The sequence below is a fragment of the Photobacterium kishitanii genome (assembly GCF_000613045.3).
In the GTDB taxonomy this organism is placed as follows: domain Bacteria; phylum Pseudomonadota; class Gammaproteobacteria; order Enterobacterales; family Vibrionaceae; genus Photobacterium; species Photobacterium kishitanii.
This window is the reverse complement of record NZ_LN794352.1, coordinates 2195642-2212813: the sequence shown is the minus strand read 5'-3', so window position 1 is coordinate 2212813 and position 17172 is coordinate 2195642. Positions and strand designations below refer to the sequence as shown.

Annotated in this window: 14 protein-coding genes; 5 read left to right on the top strand and 9 right to left on the bottom strand. The window is 37.6% G+C overall.

Annotation, left to right across the window (positions count from 1 at the left end; genetic code table 11):
* Positions 1 to 51 precede the first annotated feature (51 nt).
* The 5 genes from yfaE to PPBDW_RS10370 all read right to left on the bottom strand — a co-directional run bounded on the left by yfaE (position 52) and on the right by PPBDW_RS10370 (position 5312).
* Positions 52 to 351, bottom strand: a complete 300-nt coding sequence (gene yfaE, locus PPBDW_RS10390; RefSeq protein WP_036795326.1) for a class I ribonucleotide reductase maintenance protein YfaE — start codon at positions 349 to 351, stop codon at positions 52 to 54.
* Positions 348 to 1481, bottom strand: a complete 1134-nt coding sequence (gene nrdB / locus PPBDW_RS10385; protein WP_036795324.1) for a class Ia ribonucleoside-diphosphate reductase subunit beta — start codon at positions 1479 to 1481, stop codon at positions 348 to 350. The genes yfaE and nrdB overlap by 4 nt, the downstream gene beginning before the upstream one ends.
* Before the next feature lie 45 nt (positions 1482 to 1526).
* Positions 1527 to 3794: a class 1a ribonucleoside-diphosphate reductase subunit alpha gene (gene nrdA / locus PPBDW_RS10380; RefSeq protein ID WP_036795322.1), complete on the bottom strand. Its 2268-nt coding sequence runs from the start codon at positions 3792 to 3794 to the stop codon at positions 1527 to 1529.
* 501 nt (positions 3795 to 4295) lie between these two features.
* Positions 4296 to 5006, bottom strand: a complete 711-nt coding sequence (gene ubiG, locus PPBDW_RS10375) for a bifunctional 2-polyprenyl-6-hydroxyphenol methylase/3-demethylubiquinol 3-O-methyltransferase UbiG (protein ID WP_036795320.1) — start codon at positions 5004 to 5006, stop codon at positions 4296 to 4298.
* Between the two features lie 162 nt (positions 5007 to 5168).
* Positions 5169 to 5312 carry a hypothetical protein gene (locus tag PPBDW_RS10370; RefSeq protein ID WP_162836313.1) on the bottom strand — a complete coding sequence of 48 codons (144 nt, stop codon included), beginning with the start codon at positions 5310 to 5312 and terminating at the stop codon, positions 5169 to 5171.
* 490 nt (positions 5313 to 5802) lie between these two features.
* On the opposite strand from PPBDW_RS10370, the gene gyrA reads away from it, so the two are divergent.
* The 4 genes from gyrA to PPBDW_RS10350 all read left to right on the top strand — a co-directional run bounded on the left by gyrA (position 5803) and on the right by PPBDW_RS10350 (position 12843).
* Positions 5803 to 8472, top strand: a complete 2670-nt coding sequence (gene gyrA, locus PPBDW_RS10365; protein ID WP_036795318.1) for a DNA topoisomerase (ATP-hydrolyzing) subunit A — start codon at positions 5803 to 5805, stop codon at positions 8470 to 8472.
* Positions 8473 to 8738: 266 nt separating this feature from the next.
* Positions 8739 to 9821, top strand: a complete 1083-nt coding sequence (serC, locus tag PPBDW_RS10360; RefSeq protein WP_036795316.1) for a 3-phosphoserine/phosphohydroxythreonine transaminase — start codon at positions 8739 to 8741, stop codon at positions 9819 to 9821.
* Between the two features lie 158 nt (positions 9822 to 9979).
* Positions 9980 to 12031 carry an EAL domain-containing protein gene (locus tag PPBDW_RS10355; RefSeq protein WP_036795315.1) on the top strand — a complete coding sequence of 684 codons (2052 nt, stop codon included), beginning with the start codon at positions 9980 to 9982 and terminating at the stop codon, positions 12029 to 12031.
* 86 nt (positions 12032 to 12117) lie between these two features.
* Positions 12118 to 12843: a sulfite exporter TauE/SafE family protein gene (locus tag PPBDW_RS10350; RefSeq protein ID WP_036795313.1), complete on the top strand. Its 726-nt coding sequence runs from the start codon at positions 12118 to 12120 to the stop codon at positions 12841 to 12843.
* A gap of 52 nt (positions 12844 to 12895) precedes the next feature.
* On the opposite strand, the gene PPBDW_RS10345 is transcribed toward PPBDW_RS10350, so the two are convergent.
* The 3 genes from PPBDW_RS10345 to PPBDW_RS10335 are packed head-to-tail and all read right to left on the bottom strand — an operon-like array spanning position 12896 to position 15326.
* Positions 12896 to 13420: a lipocalin family protein gene (locus tag PPBDW_RS10345; RefSeq protein WP_036795311.1), complete on the bottom strand. Its 525-nt coding sequence runs from the start codon at positions 13418 to 13420 to the stop codon at positions 12896 to 12898.
* Positions 13421 to 13435: 15 nt separating this feature from the next.
* Positions 13436 to 14686 carry a sensor histidine kinase gene (locus PPBDW_RS10340; protein WP_036795310.1) on the bottom strand — a complete coding sequence of 417 codons (1251 nt, stop codon included), beginning with the start codon at positions 14684 to 14686 and terminating at the stop codon, positions 13436 to 13438.
* On the bottom strand, positions 14655 to 15326 hold the full coding sequence (locus tag PPBDW_RS10335) for a response regulator transcription factor (RefSeq protein WP_036795309.1): 672 nt from the start codon (positions 15324 to 15326) through the stop codon (positions 14655 to 14657). The genes PPBDW_RS10340 and PPBDW_RS10335 overlap by 32 nt, the downstream gene beginning before the upstream one ends.
* 100 nt (positions 15327 to 15426) lie before the next feature.
* Here PPBDW_RS10335 and PPBDW_RS10330 point away from each other — a divergent pair, with 100 nt between their 5' ends.
* Positions 15427 to 16566: a DUF5666 domain-containing protein gene (locus tag PPBDW_RS10330; RefSeq protein ID WP_036795308.1), complete on the top strand. Its 1140-nt coding sequence runs from the start codon at positions 15427 to 15429 to the stop codon at positions 16564 to 16566.
* Between the two features lie 81 nt (positions 16567 to 16647).
* Here PPBDW_RS10330 and PPBDW_RS10325 read toward each other — a convergent pair whose 3' ends face one another.
* Entirely contained in the window at positions 16648 to 17076 is a 429-nt protein-coding gene (locus PPBDW_RS10325; RefSeq protein ID WP_036795307.1) for a nucleotide triphosphate diphosphatase NUDT15, read from the bottom strand.
* Positions 17077 to 17172 lie beyond the last annotated feature (96 nt).

Below are 17172 nucleotides of genomic sequence, written 5' to 3'. Positions count from 1 at the left end.
GTAAAAAATAGCCCTTTATATTTTATTTTGATTTAATGAGTTAAAGATATTTTAGAGGGCTATTTTAGTGTTAGTTACTTTAAGGTTACGATTAGGTTGGTAATCAAAGCTAATTTCAATATCTTGTTGTGGAATAGAGCAACAACTTAATATTTCATTTAAACCAACGAAAGCTAGAGTATCTTGCTGAGTGACAGAGCCTGAGATCAGTTTACATCGACAAGCACCGCACATTCCATGGCGACACTGATACTCTGGTTCAATACCTGCTTTTTCTAATTGGGTTAATAAAGGTTCATGGCGATTGCCACAAACCTTAATGCCATTAACCGTAATGGTTAATTGACTCACAACTCAAAATCACCGAGATCATCAGCGCTAATATCATTATCGATTTGACCGACAAGATATGAGCTAATTTCAGCTTCCTGAGGAGCAACTTGGACGTTATCTGATGATAACCAAGAATTTATCCATGGAATTGGATTTTGATTTGCGCCGTCATAAGCTGGACGTAAACCGACAGCAGCCATACGTAAGTTAGTAATGTATTCAACATACTGGCACAAAATTTCTTTGTTTAAACCAATCATTGAGCCATCTTTAAATAGGTATTCTGCCCATTCTTTTTCTTGCTCTGCTGCTGCTTTAAAGATACTGAAACACTCTTCTTCACATTCCGCTGCAATAATTGCCATTTGTGGATCATCATGGCCATTACGTAGCAAGTTCAACATATGTTGAGTACCCGTTAAATGTAATGCTTCATCACGAGCAATAAGCTTGATGATTTTTGCATTACCTTCCATTAACTCACGCTCAGCAAAAGCAAATGAACAGGCAAAACTAACATAGAAACGTATAGCTTCTAATGCGTTTACTGACATTAGACACAGGTACAGTTTCTTTTTAATTTCATGTAAATCGACAGTGAAACTAATGCCATTAGCTGAGTGTTGGCCTTCACCGTAACGATGATAATCATTGGTTGCTGAGATTAAATCATCATAATATTTAGAAATATCACCAGCACGCTTGATAATATGCTCATTACGGACGATATCATCAAAGATAATCGACGGGTTATTAACGATATTACGAATAATATGCGTATAAGAGCGTGAGTGGATTGTTTCAGAAAATGACCATGTTTCGATCCATGTTTCTAATTCAGGTAGTGAAACGATAGGCAGTAATGCTACATTTGGGCTACGACCTTGAATGGAATCAAGCAGGGTTTGGTATTTTAAGTTACTGATAAAAATATGTTTTTCATGATCTGGCAGGTTATTGTAATCAATGCGATCACCAGATACATCCACTTCTTCTGGACGCCAAAAAAAACTTAGCTGCTTTTCGATAAGTTTTTCGAAAATTTCAAATTTTTGTTGATCGTAACGTGCAACATTCACTGACTGACCAAAGAACATTGGTTCTTTAAGTTGATCGTTACTTGTTTGACAAAAAGTACTGTAGGCCATGATATCCTCAAATCAAAGAGGAGCCCTAAGGCTCCCTTTGAATGCTTAAATTTTACAACTTGTACAATCATCACCACTCAGGTCGCTCTGGCTATCAGATGCGCCATCTCGAGTGTTATGGTAGTACAGTGTCTTAACACCTAATTTATAAGCATTAAGCAGATCTTTTAGTAGCAGTTTCATTGGAACTCTGCCACCAGGCTGTTTACTCGGATCATAGTTAGTATTTGCCGAGATAGCCTGATCAATAAATTTCTGCATAATGCCAACAAGTTGTAGGTAGCCATCGTTGCTGCCAATGTTCCAAAGTAACTCGTAGTTGTCTTTGTATTTAGCAAACTCAGGAACAACTTGCTTGAGGATACCATCTTTTGATGCCTTTACGGAAACGTATCCACGAGGTGGCTCAATACCATTGGTCGCATTTGAAATTTGCGATGATGTTTCTGATGGCATTAAAGCAGAAAGGGTCGAGTTACGCAGACCATGAGTTTTAATCTCTTCGCGTAATGTTTCCCAATCGTAATGCAACTCAGCATTACAAATATTATCGATATCTTTTTTGTAAGTATCGATTGGCAAAATACCTTGTGCGTAGGTTGTTTCGTTAAATAACGGACATGGACCTTGCTCTTTTGCTAAATTAACAGATGCTTTCAATAGGTAATATTGAATCGCTTCAAAAGCTTCATGAGTTAGATTATTTGCACTACCGTCTGAATAACGAACACCGTGTTTTGCTAGGTAATAAGCAAAGTTGATAACGCCAACACCTAGAGTACGACGATTCATGGTAGAACGACGTGCAGCAGGCAACGGGTAATCTTGGTAATCTAATAATGCATCGAGTGCACGAACTGTTAATTCAGCGAGTTCTTCTAAGTCATCTAAGGTGTCAATTGCACCTAAGTTGAATGCAGATAATGTACATAATGCGATTTCACCATTTTCATCTTCAACATTCTTCAATGGCTTGGTTGGCAAGGCAATTTCAAGACATAAATTTGATTGACGAATTGGCGCGACAGCCGGATCAAATGGGCTGTGTGTATTACAATGATCAACGTTTTGAATGTAGATTCGACCCGTTGACGCACGTTCTTGCATTAGCAATGAAAATAATTCAATCGCTTTAATCGATTGTTTCTTAATGCTGTCATCTTGCTCATACAAGTTGTATAAACGTTCAAATTCTACTTGGTCTGCAAAAAATGCATCGTATAGCCCTGGAACATCAGAAGGAGAGAACAATGAGATGTTCTGACCTTTGATTAAACGGGTGTACATTAATTTGTTAATTTGTACGCCGTAATCCATATGACGAACACGGTTTTCTTCTACGCCACGGTTGTTTTTAAGCACTAGCAGCGATTCAACTTCACGGTGCCAAATAGGGTAGAATAACGTTGCCGCACCACCACGAACACCACCTTGAGAGCAGCATTTAACCGCCGTTTGGAAGTATTTGTAGAACGGGATACAACCGGTATGGAATGCTTCGCCACCACGAATTTCGGATCCCAATGCACGAATTCGACCAGCGTTAATACCAATACCTGCACGTTGAGAGACATAACGTACAATTGAACTTGCCGTTGCATTAATTGAATCGAGGCTATCATCACATTCAATTAGTACACATGAGCTGAATTGACGTGTAGGTGTACGTACACCAGACATGATCGGCGTTGGTAATGAAATTTTGAACGTTGAAGAAGCGTCGTAAAAGCGTTTGATATAATCAAGACGTGTTTCTTTCGGGTATTTATTGAACAGTGCAGCTGCAATTAATAAATACAGAAATTGCGCACTTTCAAAAATTTCACCAGAGACACGGTTTTGAACAAGGTATTTACCTTCAAGCTGCTTAACTGCAGCGTAAGAAAAATTCATGTCGCGCCAGTGATCGATAAACGTATCCATCACTGCGAATTCTTCTTCGGTATAATCATCTAATAAATGGCTATCGTACTTACCTTTTTCGACCAAGTTTTTGACATGGGTAAATAAGGCTGGTGGCTCAAATTGACCATAAGCTTTTTTACGAAGATGGAAAATTGCCAATCGAGCAGCAAGGTATTGGTAATCTGGTGTTTCTTCTGAAATAAGATCAGCCGCCGCTTTGATGATAGTTTCGTGAATATCATCAGTACGAATACCGTCATAAAACTGGATATGTGACTTTAGTTCGACTTGAGAAACCGATACATTTTCTAAGCCTTCTGCAGCCCAGTCGATGACACGATGGATTTTGTCGAGATCGATAAGTTCTTTACGACCGTTGCGCTTGGTAACTGTTAGTTGTTGAGTCATTTGTTGTTGTTTTCCCAGTTTTCCTTGCAGATGATATTTTTTTGCAATTTATCTATTAGATTAGCAAAGAATGTGATCTTTATTTATAAATATCGTTATTCGGCAGAAACACTACATGTTGGGGTGTTGAGCGAAAGTGCTTACAAGATAGTGGTGAATGCGAGGTTTTGCAAGATGGTATTTTTTGACCAGCTGTGGATAACATGGGGATTTTAATAAAAAAGTTAGTACCAACTCACTGATGTAGCGAATAGCATCAAATAGATAGTAAAAATCAATGCCTTTTACGTTATTTTTTTAGAGAAATAAAATATTTTTTTATTGCTTTTTGGGCTCGAATTTGAGTTGGATAAATGGTGAGTTTTTAGTTAAAGACAGCGTTAATAGTCCTTGATCTTGCTAGTTTTTTTTGGTTGTAAAATCGTAAATGTAATTACATTTGTTAGTAGAATGTAGTTTAAAGGAGATAATGTGATCTCCTTTAATATTTGTTTTGATCAACTACAATGGTTTAATCGTATGAACGATGTAATTCACATCGACATTATTGCCTAGACTATAGGTGTTGGTGAGTGGATTGTAGTGAAGTCCAATAATATGACGATCTTGTAGTGGTGTTTTATCGATCATTGCCATTAATTCTGATGGACGAATGAATTTTTGATGATCATGAGTCCCTTTAGGTACGAGCTTCATAACATATTCGGCACCAACAATCGCAAATAAATAGGATTTAATATTACGATTCAATGTTGAGAAGAAAACATGCCCGCCAGGTTTGACCATTTTGGCACATGAAGCAATAACTGATGCAGGGTCGGGTACATGTTCTAGCATTTCCATACATGTTACGACATCGTAAGCTTCATGATGATGTTCAGCGTGTTCTTCGGCTGTACATTGAACATAATCGAGTTTTGTTCCTGTCTCTAATGCATGTAATTTTGCAACCATTAAAGGTTCTTTACCCATATCAAGGCCAGTTACATTAGCCCCTTCAATTGCCATGCTTTCCGCTAAAATGCCACCGCCACAACCGACATCAAGTACTTTTTTGCCAAATAAACCATTGGCATTGTCAATGATGTAATTTAAACGTAAGGGATTGATTTGATGAAGTGGTTTAAATTCGCCTTCTAGATCCCACCAGCGTGAAGCTATTTGTTCAAACTTTTCGATTTCTGCAAGGTCAACATTGCGTGATTTGGTCATGTTAATGGTGCCATTTTCCTTAATAGATAGTCGCTATTATGCGAAATAAAGTGGTAGTTGCAAAGGATAACTGTGAGAAACACGGGCACAAAAAGAGGATATTCATAATAAGAAAAGTATATGGGCGCCAAGTACAATCGTGCTACTTGGCGAAATTTGGTGTCACTCATTAAAATTACTTATTGTGGCTGGAATGAGTTCTGGTGTGAACATACCACCAGACAAAGTGGTGATAGCAAGAATGAGCATTAAAATATATTTACCTACAATGATTGATATGCCAATCATATTAATTGCTGCACCCATCACTTTATCCTCAGTGGATTTATGTTGCTAACAAGTATGGAGTGTTCAAATTAACGATAAGGGGTATTTTAAACACTAATGTATCAGTTATTGCGAAAATAAGTTCATTAACAGCAATCGCTAATATTTAATACAGTGTGCTCAATAAAGATGATTGATAAATGGTCAAATGTCGCATTTTTGATTTTATTTTGTTAATTTTCAGCTGTTCTCTTATAAAACAGTGTTACATCTTGCTTTTACAAATGGTTACATACTCTGTAGGTTAAAGGGAGTAGTTTAAGGTAGTTGGCATAATGAACAATAAATAAACAGCCATATGCGGTTAATCCACAGATGTGACGATGTTTGTTTCTGTTTTCTTTAAATTCCGCTAAATTACTCATAACATAAGTCGTGAAAGGTGGCCTATTTAGGCTGAAATATGCTATATTATTGCACCTTGCACGTATAAAAATACGACAGAAATTACCTGAGGGATATTGGCTCCATGAGCGATCTTGCAAAAGAGATCACGCCCATAAATATTGAAGAGGAGCTGAAAAGCTCTTATCTCGACTACGCGATGTCAGTTATCGTTGGTCGTGCTCTTCCTGATGTGCGTGATGGCCTTAAGCCTGTGCACCGCCGCGTTTTATTCGCGATGAATGTGCTAGGCAATGACTGGAATAAAGCATATAAGAAATCTGCCCGTGTGGTAGGTGATGTTATCGGTAAGTATCACCCACATGGTGATAGCGCTGTATACGATACTATTGTACGTATGGCGCAACCGTTCTCACTGCGCTACATGCTTGTAGATGGTCAAGGTAACTTCGGTTCAATCGATGGTGACTCTGCCGCTGCGATGCGTTATACCGAAGTCCGTATGTCTAAAATTGCCCATGAATTATTGGCTGATTTAGATAAAGAAACGGTTGATTACGTTCCTAACTATGATGGAACCGAGCAAATACCAGCAGTTTTACCAACGAAGATCCCTAACTTATTAGTGAATGGTTCTTCTGGTATTGCCGTGGGTATGGCGACGAATATACCGCCCCATAACCTTGGTGAAGTGATTAACGGCTGTTTAGCATATATCAATGATGAGAGCATCACTATTGATCAGCTAATGGAATATATTCCAGGCCCTGACTTCCCAACTGCTGCGATGATCAATGGCCGTAAAGGTATCGTTGATGCTTATCATACTGGTCGCGGTAAAGTTTACATGCGTGCCAAAGCTGAAATCGAAACTGAAAAGAATGGTCGAGAAACTATTCTGGTTCATGAGATTCCATATCAAGTTAACAAAGCACGTTTAATTGAAAAAATTGCTGAGCTTGTTAAAGATAAGAAAGTTGAAGGTATTAGTGCATTACGTGATGAGTCAGATAAAGACGGCATGCGTATTGTTATTGAATGTAAGCGCGATGCGGTTGGCGAAGTTGTTCTGAACAACCTTTATGCTCAAACTCAGTTGCAAACGACATTTGGTATCAACATGGTTGCGCTTGATAATGGCCAACCAAAGATCTTCAATCTAAAAGAAATGATTAAGTGCTTCGTTAATCACCGCCGTGAAGTGGTGACACGTCGTACAATTTACGAATTGCGTAAAGCACGTGATCGTGCTCATATTCTTGAAGGTCTTGCACTTGCATTAGCGAATATTGATGAAATTATTGAATTAATTCGTCAAGAAAATACCCCAGCTGAAGCCAAAGCAGCACTAGTTGCTCGTGGTTGGCAGTTAGGTAACGTTGCCGCAATGCTTGAGCGCGCAGGTACTGATGCAGCACGTCCAGATTGGCTAGAAGAGCAATTTGGTATTCGTGATAATCGATACTATTTAACGGAACAACAAGCGCAAGCTATTCTTGATCTTCGTTTACATAAGTTAACAGGTCTTGAGCATGGCAAGATTCTTGAAGAATATAAGCAACTTCTAGAAGAAATCGCTGAACTAATGTTCATTCTATCAAGCTCTGAGCGTTTGATGGAAGTTATTCGTGAAGAACTAGAGCTAGTGAAAGAACAGTTTAGCGATGAACGTCGTACTGAAATCACAGCTGCAAGCAATGATATTGATTTAGAAGATCTGATCCCTAAAGAAGATGTTGTTGTAACACTTTCTCACGAAGGCTACGTTAAGTACCAAATCTTGAGCGATTATGAAGCACAACGTCGTGGTGGTAAAGGTAAAGCAGCAACGCGTATGAAGCAAGAAGACTTCATTGAACGTTTGTTGGTTGCTAATACCCATGACACGATTCTATGTTTCTCAAGCCGCGGTCGTATGTACTGGCTGAAAGTATATCAATTACCATTAGCTAGCCGTACTGCTCGTGGTAAGCCAATTGTGAATATTTTACCACTAGAAGAAAATGAGCGTATTACTGCTATTCTTCCTGTGCGTGAATACACAGAAGACAAGTTTGTCTTTATGGCAACCGCTGATGGTACCGTGAAGAAAACACCATTAACTGACTTTAGTCGTCCTCGTAGTGCCGGTATTATTGCCGTTAATCTACGTGAAGGTGATTCATTGATCGGTGTTGATGTAACTGATGGTGATTGCGATATCATGTTGTTCTCAGCATTTGGTAAAGTAGTACGTTTCTACGAAAGCCCAGTTGTTATTGACGATGAAGGCAATACCAAAGGTGGCGTACGCGGTATGGGTCGTACTGCAGCTGGTGTTCGTGGTATTAAACTTGCTGAAGGCGATAAAGTTGTTTCGCTAATTGTGCCACACAATGAAGGCGATATTCTTACAGTAACTGAAAATGGTTATGGTAAGCGTACTGGACTTGCTGAGTACCCGGCGAAGAGCCGTGCAACTCAAGGTGTAGTTTCAATCAAAGTCTCTGATCGTAACGGTAGCGTTGTTGGTGCTGTTCAAGCAGAAGATGGCGATGAGTTTATGATGATCACTAATGGAGGCACACTGGTTCGTACTCGTGTTGCTGAAGTAAGTCGTGTTGGTCGTAATACTCAAGGCGTTACACTTATCCGTACCGCTGAAGACGAAAAAGTAGTTGGTCTACAGCGTATTGATGAGCCGGCGGAAGAAGAGTTAATTGAAGATGCAGAGTTAGTTGATGGTGAGACTGTTGAAAATACAGAACAACCAGCAGCAGACGCAGAATCAGGTGATTCAACCGAACAAGAGTAAGCATTATAGTGCTTTATTCTAAATAAAACGCAGCCATTGGCTGCGTTTTTTTTATCTTCGCATTTATAAATAATGTAATTTTTAATTAAGCCTTTAAAGTTGCGCAATAAAGGTGTAAAAATAAATAAACGATCTCTATCACAATGTTGATATTTACCGTTAATGTCTGTTTTTTAATGCTAAAAGTAGCACAAATTGTGATGCTATTAGCTTTATGAAGCAGTAATTTTTTATTGTGCAACTCGAGCAGGAGCAAGTACAACATTATGGATAAGGTTTATAACTTTTGTGCCGGACCGGCAATGATCCCCGCTGATGTGATGGCGCAAGCCCAACAAGAATTAATCGACTGGCAGGGTTTAGGCACTTCCGTTATGGAAATCAGCCACCGTAGTAAAGAGTTTCTTGCGGTTGCTGCTCAGTCAGAACAAGATTTACGTGAATTACTGAATATTCCAGCTAATTACCATGTGTTATTTTGTCATGGTGGTGCCCGTGGCCAGTTTGCTGCTGTACCGTTAAATTTATTGGGTGAAGCAACAACAGCTGATTATATGGATGGCGGTTTTTGGGCGCACAGTGCGATTGAAGAAGCATCTAAGTATTGTCAGCCAAACAGTGTCGATATCACTTGTATTAAAGAGGGTAAAAAAGCTATTTTACCAGCAGTAGAATGGCCGCTTTCCGATGACGCTGCATTTGTGCATTTTTGTCCAAATGAAACTATTGATGGCATTGAAATTCGTGACTTACCTATTACAGATAAACCGATTGTCGCAGATATGTCATCGACTATTTTATCGCGTCAAATCGATGTCTCTAAATATGGGGTCATTTATGCAGGAGCCCAGAAAAATATTGGTCCTGCTGGATTAACGATTGTTATTGTTCGTGATGATTTATTAGGTAAAGCAAAATCAATTTTACCGAGTATTTTAGACTACACAGTTTTAGTTGATAAAGAGTCAATGTTTAATACACCACCGACATTTGCATGGTATTTAGCGGGTGAAGTGTTTAAATGGTTAAAAAGTGTCGGCGGCGTTGCGGCAATGGAACAACGTAACCTTGTGAAAGCTAAATTATTATATGATTTTATCGATCATTCTGACTTCTACATTAATGACGTCCATGCAGATAATCGTTCAGTGATGAATGTACCATTCCAATTGAAAAATTCTGAGCTCGATGATGTATTTTTAGCCCAAGCAGAAAAAGCAGGATTAAAAGCATTGAAAGGGCATCGTGTGGTTGGTGGTATGCGCGCCTCTATTTATAATGCGATGCCATTAGAAGGCGTACAGGCTTTGGTTGATTTTATGCGAATGTTTGAAAAAAATAACGCTTAATTAATTTAAATGTACAGCATTGATAAAAATACACACCTAAAGTGTGTATTTTTTTATAAATAAGCAATAATAAGTAATACCTAGTTACAATGTTTTTGATTGAGCCTTTAAAATTGCTATATATAATCCATGGCTAATTTCTATTGCTATGTGAACGTATGTACAAAAGCTCAGTATTAAAATCATATTACAACGATTATATCCGTGATATTTCGATTGTTTTCTTATTATTACTGCCTTTAATTATTTGTAATGCGATTACGCTATTTGTTGGCCATGGATTAAATTTGGCTCAGTTGAGTGATCTAGCCAATAATTTTTTTTATTTTTCTAACTTATTAATTGGTATTTATCCTATAGCACTGTGTTTAATCACTAGCTATTATATTGCAACTAAACATGGCGTGAATGCAATGGTGGTAGTGCCATATTCATTATTGCTATTCATTGCAGTATCCGTCCCTAACGAATTAGTTTCAGCACAGAGTGGTTTGCCTAATAATCCATTGATAGCGTTACTTGCTGCAATGATATCTGCAATATGTTGTATCTCATTTCGTCTCTTTCCATTAGATCCTTCACGAATTGATTTTGTAAACACGCTTTATAAGCATGTATTACACTTTTTTTGTTTCCTGCTTTTCACTGTGGCCTTGGCAAAACTAACTAAAATTATTATAGCCTTAAGTGAATACGTGCGACATGACCTTTCTCTTAATCCATTAACATTTTATGGCGGTTTATCGTATCAATTTATTTTAGGATTATTAGGTGCAATTGGTATTAATGGACATAATTTCCTTTTTAGAGCCAAACAACAACTATTTGAAAATACCCAACAAAATATTGCTGATTGGCAAGCAGGGGAAGCCTCTTTAAATGTGTTAGGGCAGGGTTTCTATGATGCTTTTTTATCAATGGGAGGTTCTGGAAATACCATTAGTCTGTTGTTATGTGTTTTATTATTTTCAAAAGAGAAACGGCATATTACCTTGGCTTTATCAGCTTTACCGTTAGTGATATTTAATATAAATGAACTATTACTCTTTGGTTTACCCATTATTTTTAATCCTATATTAATTATACCTTTTGTGTTGGTACCATTGGTTAGTTTTGTGGTTGTATATGGCGCAATTACATTTGGATTAGTGAATCCAGTCAGTACTATTGTTGATTGGATGACACCGCCTTTTATTAGTGGCTATATTGCAACTCAACACAGTTTATCTGGTGTGTTATTGCAAGTTGTGGTGGTCATAATTGGTATTGGTATTTATCGACCTTTTTACCTTCATTATGTGGGAAGAAGTCAAAATAATAATATGACAATAAGTCGGCAGCACGAGCTTGACCGCAGCACATTAAAGTCATTTTTAGGTGATGTTAACCAAGCAATGAGTAGCTATATCAATAAACATGATATCAGTCGCCGTGTGAGTCGAATGCTTAGTCGTGGCGAGTTTATTATGCATTATCAGCCACAGGTACATTTGAATAATGAGCATTGTTTATCTTTTGAATCTCTTATTCGCTATAAAGATCCTGAAGGAAAATTATGGCCACCAGTCTTTATTCAAGATTTTCAGCAATTAGGTGCCATAAAACAGTTGGATCAAATGGTTATTGATTTAGTATTAATTGATATCCAAAAAATGCCATTAGAGAAAAATTGTAAAGTGGCAATTAATGTTTCAGCAGAAACAATTTCTGATAAACATATTGTGGCATATATTGTTGAACGCTTAAGTTATTATGATATTTCACCGCAGGTACTGGAAATAGAGATCACAGAAGAAGCAATTATTGATAATGATAAACAAGTTTCTGAGAATATTGCAGTATTGCAAGCATTAGGTATAACAATTGCCATTGATGATTTTGGCTCAGGTTATGCTTCTTTTCCTCATTTACTCAAATTCAATTTTGATAAGGTGAAGTTAGATCGATCATTATTGTTTAATATTGAAAATGAGCGTGAAAAAAGTTTATATCAGCTTTTAGCTAAAATTAGCGAAGTAACTGGTTGTGTATTGGTTGCTGAAGGTGTGGAAACTGAGGCTGAAAAACACTTCGTGCAGCAGTGCGGTATTGATATTTGCCAAGGATTTTATTTTGCTAAGCCAATGCCGCTTGATAATGCTTTAGCGTGGACTAAAACTGTAGCGTTAAAGGATGAAAATGTTACGAAGCAAGACTGCTTTTCAATCTAAGATTTCATTTGTTAAGCGCTGATTGTACTTTATGAGTAAAAATAAAGAGTAGGATTATTAACAGTCTTTCACTGTATAAGAATGTTATGGATCCACTTATCTTTTTCGCTTGTTTATTGGTATTTATTTGTGGATGTTTTATCCAAAGTGCTCTCGGTTTTGGTATGGGAGTTCTTGCTGGGCCATTTATTTTATTACTTGAGCCGCGTTTAATGCCGAGTGCCGTTGTTTTTATCGGTATGTTTATGTCTGCAATTGTGTGGTATCAGTATCGTCATGCTGTATCACTTCGTTTTTTAATCTTTGCTTTTTTAGGACGCTTACCAGGTACATTAGTTGCTGCTTATGTATTAATGGTGATCTCTACCGATCAATTAGAGATTATGCTGGGAGTGACGGTATTAGCGGCAGTGATATTAAGTTTAGCTAAATTACGCTTAGCGCCAACATCACTTAATTTGTTTATTGGTGGTTTTATTTCGGGTGTAACAGGCACAGCGACAGGAATTGGTGGCCCACCGATTGCTTTGCTGATGCAAGATGAAGAGCCAGAAAGTATTCGCGCTAATTTAGCTGCGTTTTTTTGTGTAACAGGTGTTATTTCATTGGTCGCACTTCATTATTCAGGACGGTTCACAATGGCTGATTTTAGCTCTATTGTATGGCTGTTACCTGCCCCTATAATTGCTAGTCTTATTGCTTATCGCGTCCGTAATAAAATCAAAAAACAGGTGATGCAATATGGAGTATTAGTATTATGTTCGTTGTCTGCTGTTGTTTCATTATCACAAGGGCTACATGTGTTCCGTTAGAACAATAATATTCTGAGTTAATAAGTTATGAATGATAATAATATAGGTTTAGTTATTGTTGAGGATAAATAAATTTATCAGTATCAAATCCTGCTTGCTTAGCGAGGGTAAGGTAGTGAGTGAGTAATTTCGGTGATATGTTTTTTTCGCGTGCTAAAATCCATAAATAGTCATAGTTATAGCTACTGACTAGCGCTGCAGAATAATCCTTTTCAAGGGCAAAGATAATATAGCTACCATAAAAGGGTCCAAAGAAAGACACTTTGAGATAGCCAATGTTTGGTTGTTTAACAAATTTTGCTTTGCCTTGTGCCTGTTGCCATTGTTGATTAGCACTATCAAAACCGCGGTTAATAACGTTGATCGTTTTATCTGTATTTAGACTATAAGTCGCAGTTACCTGATCTAAACCGCGTTCAAAACTATGATCCAATCTCGCTATTTCATACCATTGGCCTAAATAACGATTTACATCAAAATTTGTAATTGGTTCAACGTTATTGGGCTTGCCTGTAGTACAGCCGCTAATCATGCTTAATAAGCTGATACTGCAAAACCATTTAATATAAGCAAGCATCCAATATTCCTTAATCTATGGCTGTGGTGATGAGAAAGTAACCTTAGCGGTAAAAGTGACCTCATTATCTGTAATCGTGAACGGCCATTGCATGCGCTCACAAATACGTTGCACGATAACCAATCCGCAGCCATAGCCTTGGTTATAGATTTCATTACCATCATGGCGATTGATGATTATCAGTTGCTCATGTACCAATTTTATTTCTATATCACCAATACTGTAGCTAAATGCATTTTTTATCAGATTATTAATGATGATAGTAATAAAACTGAGAGGGGCACTAATAGTCGCTGCATGATTAATCTCAAGATAGTAGCTCGCGTCTTGTTTAGCAAATAAAGGCTCCATTACAATTAGTTGCTGACGAAGCTGAGCGGCAAGATCACACTGGCTAAAATGATGCTTTTCAATTGATTCTTTACCTAACAATAAAAATGTCTCGGTTAAGATCCGCATATCGTCACTAGCTTGATGTAATCTATTTATCGCTTTTTTGGCAACGTTAGGTTGGTTGGGTACTTTATTGAGTAAATCAGCTGAGCCTTGAATCACCATGATTGGAGTACGTAATTCATGGGATGCAAAACGACTAAACTCTTTTTCACGTTGAAAAAAGCCAGCAATATTGTTTTTACTATCAAGTAATGCTTGTTCAATCTCTCGTGTTTCACGGTATTGCGTTTCAACTTCAAAGTTTGGTTGATCAGGCGGCATTTGGCGAATTTTCTGATCTATTTTGGCTAATGGCTGTGATAAAGAACGTACAAAATAGAAGCTGTATCCACCCATGATTAACGATAGTAGTAGCCCAAAAATGAAGGTGAAATAATGCAGGCTATCTTCATAGTCATCAAGATAATCATCGGCATCATCTTGATAAATAACATACATTAGTCCTCTTCCTGATGGGTGATCAAAGACTAAAAAATGTTTATCTTCCGTACCACGTAAATGCTCAAAAAAACCTGGCTTATTGTATTTTTTTATCCAATTTGGTAATGATTTCTCACTCCAATAACTTTTAAATTCACTATTATTAGGTAGGGGGGCATTCTCACCCATTTCTTTATAATCAATAATATATTGGCTTGATTCTTTATCTAGCCAATGATGAAGACTAATAATCTCTAATTGATTTTCTGCAACATAAATGACGACCCAGAATAAAACAAACATGCCAAATGTCATTAATCCAAAACTTAAGCCAACCTTACGGTAAATACTTGGAAAATTATTCGGTTTTGATGCGGTAACCTTGTCCATGAATTGTCTCTAATCGTGAAGTGGCAAAATCTTTATCAATTGCGTTGCGTAAACCATAAATATGGCTACGTAAAGCGTCGCTAGATGGGGACTCTTCTCCCCAGACCGTATCAATTACTTGTTGGCGACTAACAATATTGGGTGCATGGTGTAATAACACTTTAAGTATTTTAAATTGAATACGACTTAACTTGATGGTTTTTCCATCACGACTGACTTGATCGCTACGGTTATTCATTACAATATCAGCGTATTTTAATAGTCCAATATCTTGTCTAGGACCTCGATTTGCTAAGGCATATAGTCGTAAGCACAGTTCTTCCATCGCAAAAGGTTTTAATAGATAATCGTCCCCACCTGCTTTAAAGGCTGCAACTTTATCCTCTAGGGTATCTTTAGCGGTTAAGAAAAGAATCGGAGTGCCGCAATAGATTTCGTTACGTATTTTTTGTACTGCAGCAATACCATCTATTTTAGGCATCATGATATCCATGATGATGACATCATAATGGTTATTTTCAACAAACGTTAATGCCGCTTGTCCATGATAGGCACAATCAACTGTCATACCTTCTAGTTCTAAGTAATCAGCAATAGTTTCAACAATCTGATGGTTATCATCAACAATAAGAATTTTCATCTGTTCAATTACGCTCTTCACGAATACTTCACGTTTGAGGGGGTAGTATACGCGCCAATAAAACAATATTCATAATTTGTTCATAAAAAGGTTTGTATTCATGAAGAAAATCACATTAGCGACATTGGTTGGTTTCGTTCTTACTGGTTGTGGTGGTGGCGGTGATGATAGTGCTTCACCTCAACCGCCTGTTGAGACCAAGCCACAAGCTGTTCAAGGTACAATTAATGCCGTTAATGTTGGCGCTAATACGATAGAAGTTAATGGTCACAGTTATAACGTAGCGTCAGTAGCGTATGGTACAGATACCCAGTTTACAATTAATGATCTTCAACAAGACATGATGGTTGCTGTTTCTACTTCATCAAAAGTCGGGGCACAAGTTCAATTAGAACCAACCATGGTAGGTAGGGTTACAAATATTGATCGTGCTAAGTCAACATTTGTTGTTAATGGTGCGACATTAAAATTCTTGCTTAATCAACATATTGACGTTGGTGATTGGGTGATGGTGTCATCGTTACCACAAGCAACTGACGCTGGTCTTGGCTATAAAGTACTTTCAGTCGTGAAATTTGAGCATGAGGGTATTGTTGGTCAGTATGAAGTTGAAGGGCGCTTATCAGCACTAGATCCGAACGTTAAATCATTTGTATTAGGTGCTGCAACTAACGTTGATTATAGCGGTGCCGTAATTGAAGATAATGCGAAATTGCAAAATGGTCAGTGGGTTGAAGTAAAAGGTCAAATGAGTGGTAACACCTTTAATGCCGCGGAAGTTGAAGTCGAAACCTATGATGATTTCGATAATGACAATGAAATTGAAGGTGTCGTAACCTGGGTGAGCCGTGATAAAAGCCAGTTTGAGTTAAATGCCCGTGGTCGATTTATGGTGACAGGAGTTACTCGCTTTGAAGATGGTACTAAAGCTAACTTAAATGTTGGAGTAATGATTGAAGTTACAGCTGTGAATGGCATCGCGCGCGAGATTGAATTTGAAAATGATTTCGATGGTGATTTTGGCGACTCTTGGCGTGAATTTGAATATATTGGTCAACCATCAATTGTGAGTCAGGATAATACTTTTACTATCAATAAAAAAGTGGTTCATATTGATGCTTACACTGAGTTTGATGATGGTTTAAATAAAGATAATATTAGTTATCATAAAGTTGAAGTTGAAGGTGTGATTATTGGTACTCGTTACGTTGCGCGTGAAATCGAGCGTGAAGACGACTAACTAAACCGTAATCATTGCTACAAAAGCGCCTATTATTGAGGCGCTTTTTGCATTTTAAGAGAGCGGTTTTATTTATAGTGACTATTCATTGATACAAAAACGTTGTTCTAAGTAACATTGAATTGATTGTTCGCTAGCATCAAATTGTGGTGAAGGTACCTTAGTTGGATCGATCCACTGCCAGCCCTCACATTTATCCGGTTCTTTTAAGGTTAATTCGCCGCTAAATTGAGTTGCGAGTAGAGCGATACTAATATAATGCTTACCTGATTCATGATAAGTCGTGAGGTTATTGGTTACAGCGAACACTTGTGGTTGATAAATAGTGAGTCCAGTTTCTTCTTCAACTTCACGAATAGCGCATTGGCTGAATGTTTCGCCTAATTCCATGTGTCCGCCGGGAATAGAATAATACGGTGCATGACTATTTTTACGTTTACCAATTAATATTTGACCGTATTGATTAACAATAATAATCCCAATCCCAACCATGGGTGTTACAGCATTCATTATTACTCCAAGATTTAGCCATGTTATATACAACTACTTTACCGCAATTAGTAAGTAGATGGTGGAACTATATTTAATAGAGTTATCAAAAATATA

Excerpts from the sequence above, each read along its gene's own strand:
- nrdB (WP_036795324.1), bottom strand. The coding sequence starts at position 1,481 with ATGGCCTACAGTACTTTTTGTCAAACAAGTAACGATCAACTTAAAGAA.
- nrdA (WP_036795322.1), bottom strand. The coding sequence starts at position 3,794 with ATGACTCAACAACTAACAGTTACCAAGCGCAACGGTCGTAAAGAACTT.
- ubiG (WP_036795320.1), bottom strand. The coding sequence starts at position 5,006 with ATGACCAAATCACGCAATGTTGACCTTGCAGAAATCGAAAAGTTTGAA.
- PPBDW_RS10370 (WP_162836313.1), bottom strand. The coding sequence starts at position 5,312 with ATGGGTGCAGCAATTAATATGATTGGCATATCAATCATTGTAGGTAAA.
- gyrA (WP_036795318.1), top strand. The coding sequence starts at position 5,803 with ATGAGCGATCTTGCAAAAGAGATCACGCCCATAAATATTGAAGAGGAG.
- serC (WP_036795316.1), top strand. The coding sequence starts at position 8,739 with ATGGATAAGGTTTATAACTTTTGTGCCGGACCGGCAATGATCCCCGCT.
- PPBDW_RS10355 (WP_036795315.1), top strand. The coding sequence starts at position 9,980 with ATGTACAAAAGCTCAGTATTAAAATCATATTACAACGATTATATCCGT.
- PPBDW_RS10350 (WP_036795313.1), top strand. The coding sequence starts at position 12,118 with ATGGATCCACTTATCTTTTTCGCTTGTTTATTGGTATTTATTTGTGGA.
- PPBDW_RS10345 (WP_036795311.1), bottom strand. The coding sequence starts at position 13,420 with ATGCTTGCTTATATTAAATGGTTTTGCAGTATCAGCTTATTAAGCATG.
- PPBDW_RS10340 (WP_036795310.1), bottom strand. The coding sequence starts at position 14,686 with ATGGACAAGGTTACCGCATCAAAACCGAATAATTTTCCAAGTATTTAC.
- PPBDW_RS10335 (WP_036795309.1), bottom strand. The coding sequence starts at position 15,326 with ATGAAAATTCTTATTGTTGATGATAACCATCAGATTGTTGAAACTATT.
- PPBDW_RS10330 (WP_036795308.1), top strand. The coding sequence starts at position 15,427 with ATGAAGAAAATCACATTAGCGACATTGGTTGGTTTCGTTCTTACTGGT.
- PPBDW_RS10325 (WP_036795307.1), bottom strand. The coding sequence starts at position 17,076 with ATGAATGCTGTAACACCCATGGTTGGGATTGGGATTATTATTGTTAAT.